The organism is Erwinia endophytica (assembly GCF_009295515.1).
GTDB classification, from domain to species: domain Bacteria; phylum Pseudomonadota; class Gammaproteobacteria; order Enterobacterales; family Enterobacteriaceae; genus Erwinia; species Erwinia endophytica.
Window position 1 is genome coordinate 62,143 of record NZ_RQVV01000011.1, and the last position, 17,542, is coordinate 79,684.

Here is a 17,542-nt window from a genome sequence, read left to right on the forward strand (position 1 = left end):
CTATGCTCCCGTCTCGCGGAAATGAATATCACTTACGGAACGCAGACGTTCTGCTGCCTGCTCCGCGGTTAAATCACGCTGGGCTTCCGCCAGCATTTCATACCCCACCATAAATTTGCGTACCGTGGCGGAGCGCAGTAATGGAGGATAGAAGTGAGCATGTAGCTGCCAGTGATCGTTAGCTTTGTCATTAAACGGCGCGCCGTGCCAGCCCATAGAGTACGGAAAAGAGCAATGGAACAGATTGTCATAACGGCTGGTCAACTTTTTCAATGCCAGCGCCAGATCCTGACGTTGCGCATCGGTCAGACTGACCAGACGGCGACAATGTGCTTTGGGCAACAGCAGCGTTTCAAATGGCCATGCTGCCCACCACGGCACTACCGCCAGCCAGTGTGTGGTTTCGACTACCGTGCGGCGACCATCATTCAGCTCGCGAGCGGTGTAATCCACCAGCATTGGCGACTGGTGTTGCTCGAAATAAGCACGCTGCAAATCGTCTTCACGCTGCGCTTCATTAGGCAGAAAACTGTTGGCCCAGACCTGACTGTGCGGGTGAGGATTTGAGCAGCCCATTGCTGCCCCTTTGTTCTCAAAGACTTGTACCCATGGGTAACGTTGGCCGAGGTCGGCGGTCTGTTCTTGCCAGGTCCTGACGACCTCTTCCAGAGCAGAGACGCTGAGTTCAGGCAGCGTTTTGCTGTGGTCTGGCGAAAAGCAAATCACCCGACTGGTGCCACGCGCGTTGGCGTAGCGCATCAGGACATCATCGTTTTCGGGCGCTTCCGGCGTATCGCTCATCAGCGCGGCAAAATCGTTGGTGAAAACCCAGGTGCCGGTGTAATCCGGATTTTTATCGCCCGTCACACGTGTATTACCAGGACATAAAAAACAGTCCGGGTCGTGAGCCGGCAGTTGATGTTGAGATGCGGTCTCCTGCGCGCCCTGCCAGGGGCGTTTGGCGCGGTGCGGTGAAACCAGAACCCACTGATCAGTCAGTGGGTTATAGCGGCGATGTGGGTGATCGGCTGGGTTAAATTTTTGCATGTTGAGTCCTGGTAACCATCTTTAATATCCTGGTAGCTTTAGCGAAAAATAGCATAGTGTGGGAAAACAAAGCGTGATCGAGTCTGAATAAATGGAATCGTTTACACAAGCGTGAAATTGCTAAATGTCCGGATAAATGACAAAAGAATCCATAAATATGGCAGAGTTATTGATGGTTAGTGGTAGCGGTTACATTTATAGCGTCAGGGTTGCATCCACTGAAGGGAGGTGGTGATTGTCGCAATACGCTGCAGATTTTCCATACTCTGCAGGTGGCTGGTTTCGCTGTCTGAGGCGCAGAGATCTTCCAGTACCGTGACCGGGATCCCCCGTTCGTGCGCTTCTCGCACGGTACTCTCAATGGACAGACAGGAACTTAGCCCACCCAGCAGCAGACGATGACGCTGATGTCGCTGTAACCAGGCTAACAAATTGTTACCAGTGAAGGCGCTCAGGCCAGTGTGATGGAATTGCAGATCGACAGGATCAATTTGTACATCGGGTAGCCACTGCCCCCCCGGTGAGTGCAGGCGTAAAGCCCCAACCAGTTTCATCTGGGCAAATAGCGGTGAATGGGCAGGCAGATCATGGTAGTCATCACTGAAGCCGATGCGGCTCCAGATAACCGGAATTTTGCGCACGCGGGCGTAGATCGCCACGGCATTCACCCGGTTTATCACCTCGCGCGAGGTCAGTTGCTGAAAAGCATGATTCGCCCTGCCGCGGCAGGATGCAATATCGTCAATTAAATTTAAAATAAGCAGCGCAGCGGGCATAACGTCTCCTGATAAAAGGCTGTCCGTTAATGATAAAAAGCCCGGATGAAACTGCCGCCTGTATGTGTTGCCAGATGTGTTGAGCTGTAGGGCGGTTCAACACGCGGGAAACCCAGGCCGGGAACCCGTTGTTATGGGCGTTTTTTTACGCGCCGACGAGTCTGAGGCCCGGGTTTCCGTGTTGGCGTCGCTCAATGACGCAGACTGTCCTGCTGATAGCGATATGTGTCACCGTCCGGGACAAAGGTCAGGCGGTGGGTGATACACTGCGGGGCATCTTCCGCATGATGCGAAACGAACAGCAATTGGCTCTCACCTTCACTTATCAGCACGTCGACAAAACGACGTACCAACTGGCGGTTAATTGGATCAAGGCCTTGTAAGGGTTCATCGAGGATCAGTAATGCCGGGTGTTTGATCAGCGCGCGCGCAATCAGCACCAGGCGTTGTTGGCCCCATGACAGACCGTGGAATGGGGCATCGGCCAGTGGGCCGTCCATGCCCAACAATTGCAACCACTGTCTGGCGAGGAAGTGCTGACGATCGGAAACGGCTTGATAAATACCGATAGAATCAAAGTATCCGGAGATGATCACGTTACGCACACTGCTACTGACGCGATAGTCCAGATGCAGGCTGCTGCTGACGTAGCCAATATGCTGTTTGATATCCCAGATGGTTTCGCCACTACCACGACGGCGGCCAAACAGCGTCAGATCGTTGCTGTACCCCTGGGGATGATCGCCGGTGACCAGACTCAGCAGGGTGGATTTTCCGGCGCCATTCGGGCCCACTATTTGCCAGTGCTGGCCAGGCTTCACTTCCCAGTCCAGATGATTAAGGATCGGTTTGTCATTATAGGAAACCACGCCGTCGCGTAGCACAATCAACGGCGCGCCTGCCGCTAATACCGGTTTCAGGGTGGCATCGTCGGGTTCCGGCAGCGTCATTCCCTGCAGGCGTTCACTGTGTGCCAGTTGGGCCACCAGCGCTTCGGCGAGGATTTCATTGCGCGGGCCAACATGGGTCAGCGTACATTCCGCCAGTACGCCCACTTTTTCGATAAAATCAGGAATATCATCAAAACGGTTGAGTACCAGCACGATGGTGTGGCCCTGCAGATGCAGTGTCGCCAGCACCTGAGCCAGGTTGGCGCGTGAGGCGACATCCAGCCCATCAAACGGCTCATCAAGGATCAATAAATCGGGTTCAGCCATTAATGCCTGACATAACAGCGTCTTGCGGGTTTCTCCGGTGGAGAGGTATTTGAAGCGGCGATCAAGCAGATGGGGAATACCGAACAAGTCGGCCAGTTGCTGGCAGCGTGTGCTGTCCTTCACCTCGTCCTGAATGATTTCGGCTGTGGTGCGTCCCGAGTCATCTTCCCCAGGGCTGAGCAGATCGGTGTTGTTGCGCTGCCATTCAGCTGACACCAATTGTTGTAATTGTTCCAGTGAAAGGCGGGCAGGGTGCATAAACTGATTTTCCACCGTGCTTTTTGCCGCTTGTAGTTCGCCGGATAACGCGCGCGCCAGCGAGGATTTTCCGCTGCCGTTAGCGCCAACAAAAGCCCAGCTCTCACCGGACTGCAACGTCAGTTCATTCAGGGTCAGAGTTCGGTTGGCACTCAGGTGAAACGTGCCTTGCGAAATATGCAACGTTGACATTGTTTATTCCATTTTATGCATTGTACCCAAACTATTAATCGCCCACGGCTGCAATGTCAAATGTTGTCATGGCTCTCAGAGCAGTGTGGCAATAATCACCTGGTCGGCATTAAAATGTGCTATGACAGCTTGCCCGGGCTGAAGTTTTTGTTCGTCCACTCGCTGAGTGCTCAGCGTGGCGCACAAGGTTTCACCGCCCGGTAGCGTTATCAGCACTTCGCTATGTGATTCACCGCGTTCCAGATGGCTCAGTGTACCGTTTAGCTGATTATCCGCAGTGGAAGAGATGAGGGTGACATCGATCCACGGGGCTTTGATCAACACCAGCACCTCCTTGCCGGTGGTCAGAGAGAGACGGTTCGCACTTTGCTCGGTCAGCGCGGCCTTAATGCGGGTGGCGCCATCGGCCAGCAACACCGTTACATGCTGTTGTACCGACTGAGCATCACGCTGTACGACGGTGCCGAACAGTTGATTTCGGGCGCTGGTCTGTAGCGAGAAACGGGCAATCGCGCCCAGCAGGCTGCCCAGCGGTACATCATCCTGCAGGACATCAAACGCTTTCTGCTGAATTTGCTCCATGAGTGCAAATAGCTGGATTAGCCGCTCACCATAAGCCGTGACCAGGGCGCCGCCGCCGCCTTTACCGCCTGTTGCTCGCTCGACCAGGGTACGGTCCGCCAGTTGGTTCATCTCGTTGATCGCATCCCAGGCGCTTTTGTAGCTGATGCCTGCCAGTTTGGCTCCCTGGCTGATTGAGCCAGTATGCTGAATTTGTTTGAGTAGTTCGATGCGACGTGGGTCGGCAAACAGACGCTGCTGCAGTTTCAGGATCAGGGTGAGTTCGGCCTGCATAATCGCTCCGCAATAAAATAGGGTTCTCTGGATTGTATATCGTAATGGAATATAAACGTAAAAATGGGTAAAACGCACAAAAGGTCAGTGCACTTTTTTTCGCTGTAGATACAATGGCTTTTTCAAGTAAGGCATTGGAGGTTAGCATGCTGGAATTACTGAAGGGTCTTGGGGAAGCTATCCTCATGGTTCCTGTGGTGATGGCAATCATAATGGGACTGATTTACGGTCTGGGTGAAGTATTTAACGTTATCTCCAAAATTGGTCACCGCGACCAGCCAGCGAAAAACCGCCAGTAAGTAAAAACGTCTTTCTACAGCATGTCCGGCTTTGTCCGGGCGTGTGTTTTCTTGCGTTACCTCAACTTCCTGCTGTTTCTGGCGATAAACTCCATGACAGTGTTTCGGGGCTCGTTATAGTATCGGCTACATAACGAAAACCTCTGGAGAACACCATGTCTGCGACATTACGTCATTTATTTGTCGGTACTGTGCTCAGCGTCAGCGTAGCGGGTTATGCTGTCGCGGCAGAGAATATTACCGTTTTTGCTGCCGCTTCCCTGACCAACGCGCTACAGGATATTGCTGAGCAGTATCAGAAAAGCAAGGATGTCAAGGTGGTGTCTTCCTTTGCCTCTTCTTCCACGCTGGCGCGCCAGATTGATCAAGGCGCGCCAGTTGATCTGTTTATCTCCGCCGATCAGCAGTGGATGGATTATGTCGCACAGAAGCGCCTGATTGATGAGTCCAGTCGGGTGACGCTGCTGGGCAACGATCTGGTGCTGGTGGCACCGACCGCAGGCAACCCACAGCCGGTCACTATTGCTAAATCCACCGACTGGAAAAGTCTGCTGAAAGGTCAGCGCCTTTCCGTCGGCGATCCGGATCATGTTCCGGCGGGGATCTACGCCAAAGAGGCGTTGCAGAATTTGGGGGCCTGGGAAACACTGGAGCCAGTACTGGCCCGAGGCAACAGCGTACGTGCTGCGCTGGCGCTGGTTGAACGTAACGAAACGCCTTACGGTATTGTCTATGGTTCTGATGCCATTGCCAGTAAAAAAGTCACGGTGGTGGGCGTGTTTCCGCCAGACAGCCACCCACCGGTCAAATACCCCATGGCGATACTCAAAGGTCATCACTCGGCCGCTGTCACGGCATTTTATGACTATCTGAAAGGCCCGGAAGCCGCCGCCGTGTTCAAACGTTACGGATTTACGCCTGAATGATGCTGCTGAGTGACCCCGAATGGCAGGCTGTCGCCCTGAGTCTGAAAGTTTCCAGTGTGGCGGTGATCTGTAGTCTGCCGTGCGGGATCCTGATCGCCTGGATCCTGGTCCGTTGTCGCTTCCCAGGCAAAACCCTGCTTGATAGCCTGATCCACCTGCCGTTGGTGTTGCCGCCAGTGGTGGTGGGGTATCTGCTGTTGATCGGCTTTGGTCGTCGTGGCTTGATTGGCGAATACCTCTACGACTGGTTCGGTTTCACTTTTGCTTTCAGTTGGCGCGGCGCGGCGCTGGCCTCGGCGGTGATTGCCTTCCCGCTGATGGTCAGAGCCATACGTCTGGCGCTGGAAGGGGTGGACAGTAAGCTGGAACAGGCGGCGCGCACGTTGGGGGCCGGACGCTGGCGGGTCTTTTTCACCATCACCTTACCGCTGACCATGCCGGGTATTATCGCCGGCACCGTACTGGCGTTTGCCCGTTCACTGGGTGAGTTCGGCGCGACCATTACCTTTGTGTCTAACATTCCGGGAGAAACGCGCACCATTCCTTCTGCCATGTATACGTTGATTGAAACGCCCGGAGCGGAAAACGCAGCGGCACGGCTTTGTGTGATCGCTATTATACTGGCGATTTGTTCGCTGTGGGCTTCTGAATGGCTGACCCGCTGGGGCCGTAAGCGGCTGGGGGAGTGATGCTGGAATTAAATTTTACCCAACGCCTGGGTAACCATATGCTGCGGGTTGACGCTCAGCTTCCCGCGCAGGGCATCACCGCGATCTTTGGTGTGTCAGGTGCGGGGAAAACCTCGCTGATCAACGCGATCGGCGGCTTAACTCAACCCCAGTCAGGTTATATTTCGCTGAACGGCAGGCGATTGTACGATGCGGCGAGTGGACTGAGTCTGCCACCGGAAAAACGACGAATAGGGTATGTGTTCCAGGCGTCACGGTTGTTTCCGCACTATCGTGTGCGTGGGAATCTCGAATATGGCATGGCAAAAAATATGCGTCCGCGGTTTGATGCGCTGGTGCGCTTGCTGGGCATTGAAGCACTACTGAATCGATTTCCGCGTTCGTTGTCCGGCGGTGAGAAACAGCGGGTGGCAATAGGGCGGGCGCTGCTGACCGCACCAGAAATTTTGCTGATGGATGAACCGCTGGCCTCGCTGGATTTGCCGCGTAAGCGTGAGCTGTTGGCGTATCTGCAGAAACTGGCGCAGCAGGTGGCGATCCCCATCCTCTATGTCAGCCACAGTCTGGATGAAATTTTGCAGTTGGCGGACAACGTGATGGTACTGGATAACGGTGAAGTTAAGGCGTTTGGAACGCTGGAAAAGGTCTGGGCCAGCAGTGTGATGCGCCCATGGTTGCCGAGAGCGGAGCAGAGTACAGTGCTCCGGGTTCGGGTGCTTGAGCAACATCCGCATTATGCGATGACGGCATTGTCGTTGGGCAACCAGCCGATCTGGGTCAGCCGGATTGAGGCACCGTTGAACACCTTGCTGCGGATCCGTATTCAGTCAGCAGACGTCTCTCTGGTGCTGCAGCCGCCGCTTAACAGCAGTATCCGTAACGTGGTTCCTGCCCAGGTGATGGAATTGCTGGAAATTGATCAGCAAACAGAAGTGAAGCTGCTAGTGGGGCAAAGTGAGATGTGGGCGCGGATCACGCCCTGGGCGTGTGATGAACTGATGATCAAGCCAGGAATGCGACTTTATGCGCAGATCAAGAGTGTGGCAATCACCCTTTGAGCGATACTACAGGACTTCGCGACAGATAGTCTCGGCAATGCCTGGCTCCAGATTGCTGCCGATAACGCGGTCGGCACGCGCTTTAATCGCCTCGTCAGCATTGCCCATCGCCACGCCCAGACCGACCGTTTCCAGCATACTCAGATCGTTGTAGTTATCGCCAAAAGCCAGCACGTCACTCATCTGCAATCCTTCAGCGGCAACCCATTCCGCCAGGCGCTTGCCTTTGCTGTTACCGGCTTTGGCGATATCCACCTGGTCGTGCCATGACCATTCACAGGCCAGGCCCATTTCATGTTCTACCTGTTCAGCAAAGCGTTGTAATGCGTGGGTATCAGGGTGGGACAGGGCGAATTTCCAGATTGAGCGGGCCTGTTCCGCCGCTTTACTCAGGCTTTCTACCTGTTCAAACACCGGACGCTGATGCTCGGGTAAAGAGCGTCCCCAGTTAAGGGTGCGGGTGACGTGACCGGTTTCGGTCTGATAGAGCATGGCATCATCAACATACAACAGCCCGTGGATCGCCGCCTGATCCAGCATGTCAATCACCTGTAACGCCTGCTCTTTTGGCAAAGGATCGGATTTTAGTACCTTTTTTGCATGATAATCATACAAATAGGTACCATTACAGCAGATTGCAGGTGTATCCAGTGCCAGGGCCTGATAAAAAGGATGGATAGCAACATGGTGGCGACCGGTGACGATAATCACCTTAACGCCTGCTTCGCGTGCTTTCTTCAATGCGTCCAGCGAGGCAGGAAGAATGGTTTTACGGGGTGTTAACAGGGTGCCGTCCAGGTCCAAAGCAATGACGCGATAACTCATACACAGTTCCGAAAGTGGAAAAACAGGATAGTCTGAGTGTACACCTTGCGAGATGCCGGACAAAATGGTCTGCCACAAATCCCTCCACGCGGCGAGAAAAAACACGCTACGCTGTGGTCAAAAGAACCCCTGAAAAAGGAGAATTCATGAAGCAAATCGTTTATACCGCCAGTCCGGAAAGCCAGCAGATTCATGCCTGGCAACTCAATGATGATGGCGTGCTTACCCTGCTGCAGGTCGTGGATGTGCCAGGCCAGGTTCAGCCGATGGTGGTCAGCCCTGATCATCGTTTTCTCTATGTCGGCGTGCGTCCTGAATTCCGTGTTATTGCCTATAAAATTGACAATGAAGGCAAGCTGAAGGAAGCGGGTCATGCCGCGCTGCCGGGCAGTCCGACACACATTTCGACTGATCGTCAGGGGCGGTTTATTTTCGTTGGTTCTTACAATAATGCCTGTGTCAGTGTGACGCCAGTCGGTGAAGATGGCCTGCCGGGTGAACCGCTGCAGGTGATCAGCGGGCTGGAGGGGTGTCACTCCGCTAACATTGATCTACGCAACAAAACGCTGTTTGTTCCGGCGCTGAAGCAGGATCGTATCTGTCTGTTCGATCTGCAGGAAAACGGTCAACTGCAGCCGCACAAACAGGCTCAGATTGACACTGTGGCTGGGGCCGGGCCGCGTCATATGGTGTTCCACCCTAACCAGCAGTATGCCTACTGCGTGAACGAACTGGACAGCACGGTTGATGTCTGGCAACTGAATAATGTTCGTGGTGAAGTGGAGCGCGTACAGAGTCTGGATATGATGCCGGCGGGTTTTAGCGCAACGCGCTGGGCTGCCGATATCCATCTGACGCCGGATGGCCGACATCTTTACAGCTGTGACCGGACCGCCAGCATTCTGACGGTGTTCAGCGTCAGTGAAGATGGCGGTTTGTTGACGGTGGAGGGCCATCAGCCGACCGAAACCCAGCCGCGTGGCTTTAACATTGATAATCAGGGCAAATATCTGGTCGTGGCGGGACAGAAATCGCACCATATTGCGGTGTATAAAATTGCAGGAGAGCAGGGATTACTGCAACCGCTGGCGCGCTATGCCGTGGGGCAAGGGCCGATGTGGGTAGTGATGACGACGGTCTGACAAGACGCGTGAGCCGGCCCCTCTGAGCCCAGGAATAACGATAGCGGGCTGTGTTTCCGGCAGCGATAAAGCGATAAGATGACAGGAGGCGTAAATTACGCCTCTGGTGTTTAAAAAAAAGACCATGGTCAGTCACTACTGCTGTTAAAACGGAGAGATTTATCGAGCCAGTCTTCAATCTGCCATTAAAAAACGCCCAATTAGCAGTATCAGGCGTTTAGTGGTTCAATCTCTACGGATTTAGTGGCAGGTGCGGTTGCCGTCAGCTGTATATCGCGGTAATCGAGGCACTGGCCAGTTGATGGAAATGGATGTTAAAGCCCAGATAAGCGCCACTCACGTCCTCATTCACGTCCAGTTTGTCGACATCCAGCGCATACACCGTAAAAATATAGCGATGGCTCTCGCCTTTTGGCGGTGCCGCGCCGCCGTATTGCGCGCTACCGAAATCGGTACGGATCTGTACGGCGCCAGCCGGCAGGTCGCCCACCCCGGAACCTGCGCCTTGTGGCAGCATACGGGTATCGGCTGGCAGGTTGGCCACGCCCCAGTGCCACCAGCCAGAGCCGGTTGGCGCATCGGGATCGAAACAGGTCACCGCAAAACTTTTGGTTCCTGGCGGTACATCGTCCCATGCCAGATGGGGAGAGAGGTTATCTCCGCTATAACCCATACCGTTAAAGACCTGGCGTTCTGGCAGTTTTGCGCCATCGTTGAAATCCTGGCTTGTTAGTTTCATTCCACCTCCTGGTGTTATTGGTGAAGCAGTTTCAGCAGCGCTTTGGCTGCGGCGGCGGAGGATGCGGGATTCTGTCCGGTGACCAGATGACCGTCTGTCAGGGTAAAAACTCCCCAGTCAGCGGTTTTTTCATAATTGGCACCCAGTGCGGTCAGAGCATCCTCGACCAGAAAAGGTACCACATTTGTCAGCCCAACGGCGCGCTCTTCGCTGTTGCTAAAACCGGTCACATATTTGCCGGCGACCAGCGCGCTGCCATCCGGCTTTTTAGCGTGACGTAGCACGCCAGGGGCGTGGCAAACCGCACCCACAGGCTTGCCATTAGCATAAAAACTTTCGATCAACTCGATGCTGTGTTTGTCTTCTGCCAGGTCCCACAACGGGCCGTGACCGCCAGGATAAAATAGCGCATCGAATTTGCAACTGTCGATAGTCTCCAGCTGTTGGGTATTCGCCAGCGCTTGCTGCGCGGCGATATCCTGGTGAAACCGTTCAGTGTCGCCGGATTGTGCCTCCGGTTCATCGCTTTTCGGGTCCAGAGGAGGTAGTCCCCCTGCTGGAGAAGCCAGCACGACATTAATGCCCGCATCACGGAAAACGTAATACGGTGCGGCAAACTCCTCCAGCCAGAATCCGGTTTTTTTGCCGGTATTGCCCAGTTGATCATGCGATGTCAGCACCATTAAGACTTTCATCCTGTTCTCCTTATCGGTTGATCGCAGGCCACCCTGATGAGCACTTTGCCGAAATTCTTTCTTTCCAGCATGCTAATAAAGGTTTGCGGCGTGTTGATGATATCTTCGTGAAAGACGAAACGATGACCGTAATAGGTTAGTTTATTTTTCGGCATACGTTTTCCCGCTTTTGCGGGAGCCCGTCAGCTAAAAGCCGGGTGTATTAGCGTCCGCCGCGCCTGGCGTCAGCGGGAAAATGCGTCTCCATGGTACGATGGTGTGGGGTGAAATTTCAGTTCCGCGATGTCCATTGATAACCAGTGCTGCTTGTTCAGGGCGCGGTGCTGTGATGGCAGCACTGGATTTTGCTTACGGTTGATGATGACCATCAGGATAGAAACAGGGCCGGTTGCTCAACCGCTTCGGCGATGGCATCGGTCAGCCTGGTTAACGCCTCTGGCTGGATAACATAAGGCGGCATCAGATAGATAAGCTTACCAAAAGGGCGGATCCATACGCCGCGCTCCACGAAGAAGGCTTGCAGCCGGGCCATATTTACCGGAAGGCGGCTTTCAACAACGCCAATCGCGCCCAGCACGCGAATATCCGCTACCAATTCTTTTTCCTGTAACGGCAGCAGGGCCGAGCGCAACTGTGTTTCCATCGCGGCGACTTGCTGCTGCCAGTGATTTTCCTGCAGTATCGCCAGACTCTCACTGGCGACGGCGCAAGCCAGCGGATTGCCCATAAACGTTGGACCATGCATAAAGCAACCCGCCTCGCCGTTGCTGATGATATTCGCCACTTCGCGGGTGGTCAGCGTGGCGGAAAGGGTCATGGTGCCACCGGTCAGGGCTTTACCGACGCACATAATGTCGGGTGAAATTCCCGCATGTTCACAGGCAAACAATGTACCTGTGCGACCAAAACCGGTGGCAATTTCATCGGCTATCAACAGGACATTGTGGCGATCACAAAGCTCGCGTACCCGCTGTAAATAGCCTGGATGATAAAAGCGCATACCGCCCGCGCCTTGCACAATGGGCTCAAGGATGACGGCGGCCAGTTCATTGGCATGCTGGCGAATTAAGCCAGCGAAATCATCAATATCTTCTTCCTGCCATTGCCCGGCAAAACGGCTGGTGGGCGCGGTGGCGAACAGGTGGCTGGGCAGGTAGCCCTGATAGAGGCTGTGCATGGAATTTTGCGGATCGCAAACCGACATAGCCGCAAAGGTATCGCCGTGATAGCCATTGCGCAGGGTAAGGAAACGCTGGCGCCGTTCGCCACGCGCTTGCCAGTATTGCAGCGCCATTTTCATCGACACTTCAACCGCCACCGATCCCGAATCCGCCAGGAACACACATTCCAGACCTTCCGGAGTCATGGTGACCAGTTTACGGCACAGTGCGACAGCTGAAGGATGAGTCATGCCACCAAACATGACATGTGACATCTGCGCAATCTGTGCGTTCATTGCCTGATTCAGCCGGGGGTGATTATAGCCGTGGATCGCGGCCCACCAGGAGGACATGCCATCAACCAGCTCGCGCCCATCGGCCAGTATCAGGGTGGTTCCCTGTGCTGCGACCACCGGATATACCGGCAATGGTTTGCTCATTGAGGTATAGGGGTGCCAGATATGTTCGCGATCAAATGCCAGGTCGGAAGGGGTCATAATTTTATTGTAAACCAAATTTAAAAAAATTAGTTTACAATTATAGCCAGACAGAGACCACAAACCAAACGACAGATTCTTTTGGAGCAAGCAATGGCAAACCGCTGGACAATCGCACAGGCTCAGGCCCTGTTTGATAAACCTTTTCTCGAATTGATGTTTGAAGCGCAGCAGATCCACCGCCAGCATTTTGATCCCCGTCAGGTACAGGTCAGCACGCTGCTGTCGATCAAGACCGGTGCCTGCCCGGAAGACTGTAAATACTGTCCGCAGAGCGCCCGCTATAAAACCGGGCTGGAATCCGAGCGTCTGATGGAAGTAGAAGAGGTTTTGAACTCGGCTCGTAAGGCTAAGGCCGCAGGTTCTGGCCGTTTTTGCATGGGAGCTGCATGGAAAAACCCCCATGATCGCGATATGCCTTATCTTGAGCAGATGGTGAAAGGGGTCAGGGAAATGGGAATGGAAACCTGTATGACGCTGGGGACGTTGAGTCGCGAACAGGCGCAGCGTCTGGCTGATGCCGGGTTGGATTTTTATAACCATAACCTTGACACCTCACCGGAATTTTACGGCAGCATCATTACGACCCGTAGCTATCAGGAGCGTCTGGATACGCTGAGTAAAGTACGTGAGGCGGGCATCAAAGTGTGTTCTGGCGGCATTGTTGGACTGGGCGAAACGGTCAATGATCGCGCGGGGCTGTTGGTACAGTTAGCTAACCTGCCGACGCCACCGGAAAGTGTGCCGATCAATATGCTGGTGAAAGTGAAAGGCACGCCTCTGGCCGATAATGACGATGTCGATCCCTTTGATTTCATTCGTACCATTGCCGTGGCGCGTATCATGATGCCAACCTCATATGTTCGTCTTTCCGCGGGTCGTGAATCCATGACGGAGCAGACTCAGGCCATGTGCTTTATGGCTGGTGCCAACTCAATCTTCTATGGCTGCAAGCTGCTGACGACGCCGAACCCGGAAGAAGACAAAGATATGCAACTGTTCCGCAAGCTGGGGTTGAATCCTCAACAGACCACCACCGACGCTGGCGATAACGAGCAGCAGCAGGCGTTGACCGGGCAGTTACTGCATGCTGACACCGATATGTTCTATAACGCGGCGGTATAAATGAGTTGGCAACATCGTATCAGCCAGGCGCTCAATACGCGCCGGGAAAAAGGGCAATTCCGCCAGCGCCAGGTCAATCAGCGGGGAGATGCACGAACTCTGCAGGTTGATGGACGACAGTACCTGAATTTTGCCGCGAATGATTATCTCGGTCTGAGTCATGATCCTCGGATCGTCTCCGCCTGGCAGAAGGGGGCCAGGCGTTACGGCGTGGGAGCGGGAGGCTCAGGTCATGTGACGGGGTATAGCGCCGTACACGACGAGTTTGAACAGCAACTGGCGGACTGGCTTGGTTACCCGCGGGCATTATTGTTTATTTCTGGATTTGCCGCGAATCAGGCCATTATTGCGGCGATGTTGGGAAAAGGTGATCACATTTTTGCCGATAAATTGGCACATGCCTCGTTGTTGGAGGCCGCAGCGCTCAGCCCGGCGACGTTACGGCGTTTCGCCCATAATCAGCCTGACTCGCTGGTTAAATTATTTCACAGTCCGCAGGATGACGGTGAAAAACTGGTGGTCACGGAAGGCGTGTTCAGTATGGACGGTGACTGTGCGCCGCTGGTGGAGTTGCATCAATTGGCCCAACATCACGACGGCTGGTTATTGGTTGACGATGCTCACGGTATTGGCGTCACTGGCGAGCAGGGCCGGGGGAGTTGTTGGCAGCAGCGAGTGAAGCCTGAGCTGCTGGTGGTGACCTTCGGCAAAGCTTTTGGTCTGAGCGGCGCAGCGGTACTTTGTGGTGTTGATAGCGCAGATTATCTGCTGCAGTTCGCTCGCCATCTGATTTATAGCACGGCGATGCCACCCGCCCAGGTTTGTGCTCTGCAAGCCTCGTTGTCTTGCATCCAGCAAGGGGATGAACTGCGCGAACGATTGCAAGGTAATATTGCGCAGTTCCGCCGGGGAGCAGGGCAACTGGGGCTGGCGATTCAGCCTTCTTCCACCGCCATCCAGCCACTGATCGTGGGTGAAGAAAACCATGCGTTGCGGTTGGCGGAGGTTCTGCGCCTGCAGGGGTGCTGGGTGACGGCCATTCGTCCTCCCACGGTGCCGCCGGGTACCGCCAGGTTGCGTATTACCCTGAGTGCGGCACACCGACAGGAAGATATAGCACGGTTACTGGAGGCGCTGCATGAGGCAAACCGTCGATAAGCAGGCGATAGCCCGGGCCTTCGGGCGGGCGGCGCGATGTTATAATCATTATGCCGAGCTCCAGCGTCGGAGTGGTGAACAACTGGCATTCTACGCGCGCCGTCAGACAGGGCAGAAAGTGCTGGATGCTGGATGTGGTTCGGGATGGTTCAGCCAACGCTGGCGCCGTGCTGGCAACCACGTCACCGCGCTGGATCTGTCAGCAGAAATGTTGATGCAGGCCCGTTCACAGCACTGCGCCGACCATTATGAAATCGGTGATATCGAGGCGTTGCCCTTTACTGAACCGAGGTTTGATCTGTGCTGGAGTAACCTTGCGGTGCAGTGGTGCAGTGATTTAAGTTTGGCGATGACAGAGCTGCGACGTGTGACGTTGCCGGGCGGACAGGTGCTGTTCTCAACGCTGGCAGCCGGATCGCTCAACGAGCTGCATTCCGCCTGGCATGCACTCGACCTGCCCGCGCCGGTAAATCGTTTTCTCAGTGTCGAATCCATTAATGAAGCCGGACAGTCGCTACGAGCACAGCTATATCCACAAACGTTAACGCTGGGTTTTCCGGATGTGCTCAGCGCACTGCGTTCCCTGAAAGGGATTGGCGCGACTCATCTGCACCAGGGACGCAGCGGCACCGTGCTCAGCCGCAGACAGTTGCAGCACCTGGCGTTGTACTGGCCGCGGGACTCGCGGGGCTTTTTGCTCAGTTATCATCTGGTTTATGGAGTGATTGATTGTGAGTGAGCGTTGGTTTGTTACCGGCACCGATACCGACGTTGGAAAAACGGTTGCCAGTACCGCGTTGCTGCAGGCGGCGAAAGCGGCGGGTTTTCGCTGCGTGGGTTACAAACCGGTGGCTTCAGGTTGTGAAATGACCGCTGAAGGTATTCGCAACAGTGATGCACTGGCTTTGCAGCAGAACAGTGTGTTGTCTCTGTCCTATGACTGTATTAATCCCCTGGCTTTTTTTGAAGCCACATCGCCACATATTGTCAGTGCCGAAGAAGGGCGGCCGATCCATTTTTCGCAGCTTTCCGCCGGGTTGGCGGCGCTGACCCGTCAGGCTGACTGGGTGCTGACCGAAGGGGCCGGAGGTTGGTTTACGCCACTTTCGGCAGAAACCACCTTTGCCGACTGGGTGATACAGGAGCAGTTACCGGTGGTATTGGTGGTAGGGGTGAAGCTGGGATGTATTAACCATGCGATGCTGACAGCGCAGGCCATTCAGTCCAGCGGACTGAGGCTGGCTGGCTGGATTGCCAATGATATTCTGCCGCCCGGTAAGCGTCATGCTGACTATCTGGCAAGCCTGAAAGCGCGTCTTCCTGCACCGATGTTGGGGGAGATACCGTTCCTGACTCATCGTGCCCAGTTTGAGCAATTGGGGCAGTATGTGCGATTACCGGCATAATTCTTCCTGAGCACCTGAATACTCCCTACAGGAGAACGGAGCCTGTTCTTCTGTAGGGTGCTATTCATTCCATGCTAAATAATGGTTTAGCCGTTATGTCACCGTCAACCAGGTATTGACCACGCTCTCATCCAATTGGGCGACCTTGCCATGCGCCACGTTACGTCCCCGGTGTAGCAGTAGAAAATAGTCTGCTACTTTGCGGATAAACGAGATACGTTGTTCCAGCAACAGAATAGTCAGGCCAAAATCGTGATTCAGTCGATGGATCAGGTTCCCCATCTCCTCTTCCAGCCAGGGAGACATCCCCCCGGTCGGCTCATCCAGAATCAACAGTTTGGGTTGTAATACCAGGGCTCTGGCTAACGCCAGTTGCTGTTGCTGGTCGAGGGTCAGCTCGCCACTGCGTTGGTCACGCAGCGAATAGAGCGCAGGGAACAGATCATAAACCATTTGGGGAATGGCCCGGTGCCGCTCCAGGCCCGCTCCCGCCAGCAGGGCAATTTGCAGGTTATCCTCCACGCTCAGTTGGGAGAAGATCTGCCGTCCCTGTGGAACATAACCAATGCCCAGAGCGGCGCGCTGTTCCATGGGTTGTCGTAATAAATCCAGGGGGGGCAGGTTCGCTTCCTGCCAGATAATTGACCCGCTGTTAATCGGCAAGTGGCCCATGATGCAGTTGACCAGCGTGGTTTTTCCCATGCCTGGACGACCCAGTACGCCGGTACAGGTTCCGGGGGGTAAATCCAGATCAACATCCCACAGAATATGGTGTTGCCCGTAAAACTGGTTAATTGAACGTAAGCTGAGCATCTGACACTCTCCTCCAGACAGTTTTATCCCCGTCATACCTCAAGTTGCAGGTGCATTAGCGCTTACGCTGACCGTATGATTCAGCCTGATGGCTTCACCGTGTCCGGAGGTGTCCCCGTGTTGTCAAAAAGTGCTTTTGGCATTTTTGTCCTGCAATATGAATATATCGGGTAAAGATCGTACCTGATTGCATCCGCTCTCCGTCGTGTGGCAAACGGTTTTCTGTGAAACGCCAGCGGCTTTTCATGCACTGGTGTAGAAAAAAAGCGCGAGGCGGTTGCAAAATATCCTGCAATTCATGGGCCAACTTCCTTAAATCGTTGTCCGGTGGTGAAAAAACAAATAATCAAGGCCTGTAATTGGTCAGAAATGTTAAACAATCGCTTGCGCGGCATTTAGGGCTGCACTTTGTCGGTGCTGCTGGCTAATCATTTCTGTGCAGTTGCCTGCTTCAGAGGCAATCGGGTGGCGAGACAGGTTGAAAAAATGGTGAGAAAGTTAACCGTGTTACAGGAAACAGATCATTCAGGTCCATCAATCATTCAATAATTAGGCAAAAAAAATTCCAAAAAAAATATTTATGAGCGCGATTGAAGGCGAGGAATGATTTATACACATCAGACGGTTCGGGCGCTGAAATCAGTTATCCACTATTCCTGTGGATA

At 54.2% G+C, this 17,542-nt stretch carries 19 protein-coding genes; 9 read left to right on the plus strand and 10 right to left on the minus strand.

Going from position 1 to position 17,542, the window contains the following annotated elements:
* From galT to modE, 4 genes are all read right to left on the minus strand, one after another.
* Positions 1-1,047 (minus strand): galactose-1-phosphate uridylyltransferase, encoded by a 1,047-nt coding sequence (gene galT, locus EH228_RS02645; protein ID WP_152320144.1) that lies wholly within the window; start codon positions 1,045-1,047, stop codon positions 1-3.
* A 203-nt stretch (positions 1,048-1,250) separates the two neighbouring features.
* Positions 1,251-1,823, minus strand: coding sequence for a cysteine hydrolase family protein (locus EH228_RS02650; protein WP_152320145.1), 573 nt, complete (start codon positions 1,821-1,823; stop codon positions 1,251-1,253).
* Between the two features lie 191 nt (positions 1,824-2,014).
* Positions 2,015-3,490 (minus strand): molybdate ABC transporter ATP-binding protein ModF, encoded by a 1,476-nt coding sequence (gene modF, locus EH228_RS02655; protein WP_152320146.1) that lies wholly within the window; start codon positions 3,488-3,490, stop codon positions 2,015-2,017.
* Between the two features lie 75 nt (positions 3,491-3,565).
* Positions 3,566-4,345, minus strand: a complete 780-nt coding sequence (gene modE, locus EH228_RS02660) for a molybdenum-dependent transcriptional regulator (RefSeq protein ID WP_152320147.1) — start codon at positions 4,343-4,345, stop codon at positions 3,566-3,568.
* 146 nt (positions 4,346-4,491) lie between these two features.
* On the opposite strand from modE, the gene EH228_RS02665 reads away from it, so the two are divergent.
* The 4 genes from EH228_RS02665 to modC all read left to right on the plus strand — a co-directional run bounded on the left by EH228_RS02665 (position 4,492) and on the right by modC (position 7,317).
* Positions 4,492-4,644: an AcrZ family multidrug efflux pump-associated protein gene (locus tag EH228_RS02665; protein ID WP_152320148.1), complete on the plus strand. Its 153-nt coding sequence runs from the start codon at positions 4,492-4,494 to the stop codon at positions 4,642-4,644.
* A gap of 155 nt (positions 4,645-4,799) precedes the next feature.
* Positions 4,800-5,570, plus strand: a complete 771-nt coding sequence (gene modA, locus EH228_RS02670; protein WP_152320149.1) for a molybdate ABC transporter substrate-binding protein — start codon at positions 4,800-4,802, stop codon at positions 5,568-5,570.
* Positions 5,570-6,259, plus strand: coding sequence for a molybdate ABC transporter permease subunit (modB, locus tag EH228_RS02675; RefSeq protein WP_152320437.1), 690 nt, complete (start codon positions 5,570-5,572; stop codon positions 6,257-6,259). Before modA ends, modB begins: the two co-directional genes overlap by 1 nt.
* Positions 6,259-7,317 (plus strand): molybdenum ABC transporter ATP-binding protein ModC, encoded by a 1,059-nt coding sequence (gene modC, locus EH228_RS02680; protein WP_152320150.1) that lies wholly within the window; start codon positions 6,259-6,261, stop codon positions 7,315-7,317. Before modB ends, modC begins: the two co-directional genes overlap by 1 nt.
* 6 nt (positions 7,318-7,323) lie before the next feature.
* Here the strand turns inward: modC and EH228_RS02685 are convergent, their stop codons facing one another.
* Positions 7,324-8,142, minus strand: a complete 819-nt coding sequence (locus EH228_RS02685; protein WP_152320151.1) for a pyridoxal phosphatase — start codon at positions 8,140-8,142, stop codon at positions 7,324-7,326.
* A 146-nt stretch (positions 8,143-8,288) separates the two neighbouring features.
* Between EH228_RS02685 and pgl the strand changes: the two genes are divergently transcribed.
* Positions 8,289-9,284, plus strand: coding sequence for a 6-phosphogluconolactonase (gene pgl, locus EH228_RS02690; protein ID WP_152320152.1), 996 nt, complete (start codon positions 8,289-8,291; stop codon positions 9,282-9,284).
* Positions 9,285-9,546: 262 nt separating this feature from the next.
* Here pgl and EH228_RS02695 read toward each other — a convergent pair whose 3' ends face one another.
* The 4 genes from EH228_RS02695 to bioA all read right to left on the minus strand — a co-directional run bounded on the left by EH228_RS02695 (position 9,547) and on the right by bioA (position 12,375).
* A complete protein-coding gene (locus tag EH228_RS02695) occupies positions 9,547-10,023 on the minus strand; it encodes a kinase inhibitor (protein ID WP_152320153.1) in 477 nt (158 codons plus the stop codon).
* Positions 10,024-10,037: 14 nt separating this feature from the next.
* The gene (locus tag EH228_RS02700; RefSeq protein WP_152320154.1) at positions 10,038-10,718 is read right to left on the minus strand and encodes a type 1 glutamine amidotransferase domain-containing protein; all 681 of its coding nucleotides are present in this window, start codon (positions 10,716-10,718) and stop codon (positions 10,038-10,040) included.
* A complete protein-coding gene (locus EH228_RS20115) occupies positions 10,715-10,873 on the minus strand; it encodes a hypothetical protein (RefSeq protein ID WP_193323254.1) in 159 nt (52 codons plus the stop codon). The genes EH228_RS02700 and EH228_RS20115 overlap by 4 nt, the downstream gene beginning before the upstream one ends.
* 212 nt (positions 10,874-11,085) lie before the next feature.
* Positions 11,086-12,375: an adenosylmethionine--8-amino-7-oxononanoate transaminase gene (bioA, locus tag EH228_RS02705; protein WP_152320155.1), complete on the minus strand. Its 1,290-nt coding sequence runs from the start codon at positions 12,373-12,375 to the stop codon at positions 11,086-11,088.
* Positions 12,376-12,468: 93 nt separating this feature from the next.
* Between bioA and bioB the strand changes: the two genes are divergently transcribed.
* From bioB to bioD, 4 genes are read left to right on the plus strand one after another with little or no spacing between them, the layout of a single operon-like run.
* A complete protein-coding gene (gene bioB / locus EH228_RS02710; RefSeq protein WP_152320156.1) occupies positions 12,469-13,500 on the plus strand; it encodes a biotin synthase BioB in 1,032 nt (343 codons plus the stop codon).
* Positions 13,501-14,658, plus strand: coding sequence for an 8-amino-7-oxononanoate synthase (bioF, locus tag EH228_RS02715; RefSeq protein WP_152320157.1), 1,158 nt, complete (start codon positions 13,501-13,503; stop codon positions 14,656-14,658).
* Positions 14,639-15,397 (plus strand): malonyl-ACP O-methyltransferase BioC, encoded by a 759-nt coding sequence (gene bioC / locus EH228_RS02720; RefSeq protein ID WP_152320158.1) that lies wholly within the window; start codon positions 14,639-14,641, stop codon positions 15,395-15,397. The genes bioF and bioC overlap by 20 nt, the downstream gene beginning before the upstream one ends.
* Entirely contained in the window at positions 15,390-16,064 is a 675-nt protein-coding gene (gene bioD, locus EH228_RS02725; protein WP_152320159.1) for a dethiobiotin synthase, read from the plus strand. Before bioC ends, bioD begins: the two co-directional genes overlap by 8 nt.
* A gap of 93 nt (positions 16,065-16,157) precedes the next feature.
* Here bioD and EH228_RS02730 read toward each other — a convergent pair whose 3' ends face one another.
* The gene (locus tag EH228_RS02730) at positions 16,158-16,877 is read right to left on the minus strand and encodes an ABC transporter ATP-binding protein (protein ID WP_152320160.1); all 720 of its coding nucleotides are present in this window, start codon (positions 16,875-16,877) and stop codon (positions 16,158-16,160) included.
* Between the last annotated feature and the right edge of the window lie 665 nt (positions 16,878-17,542).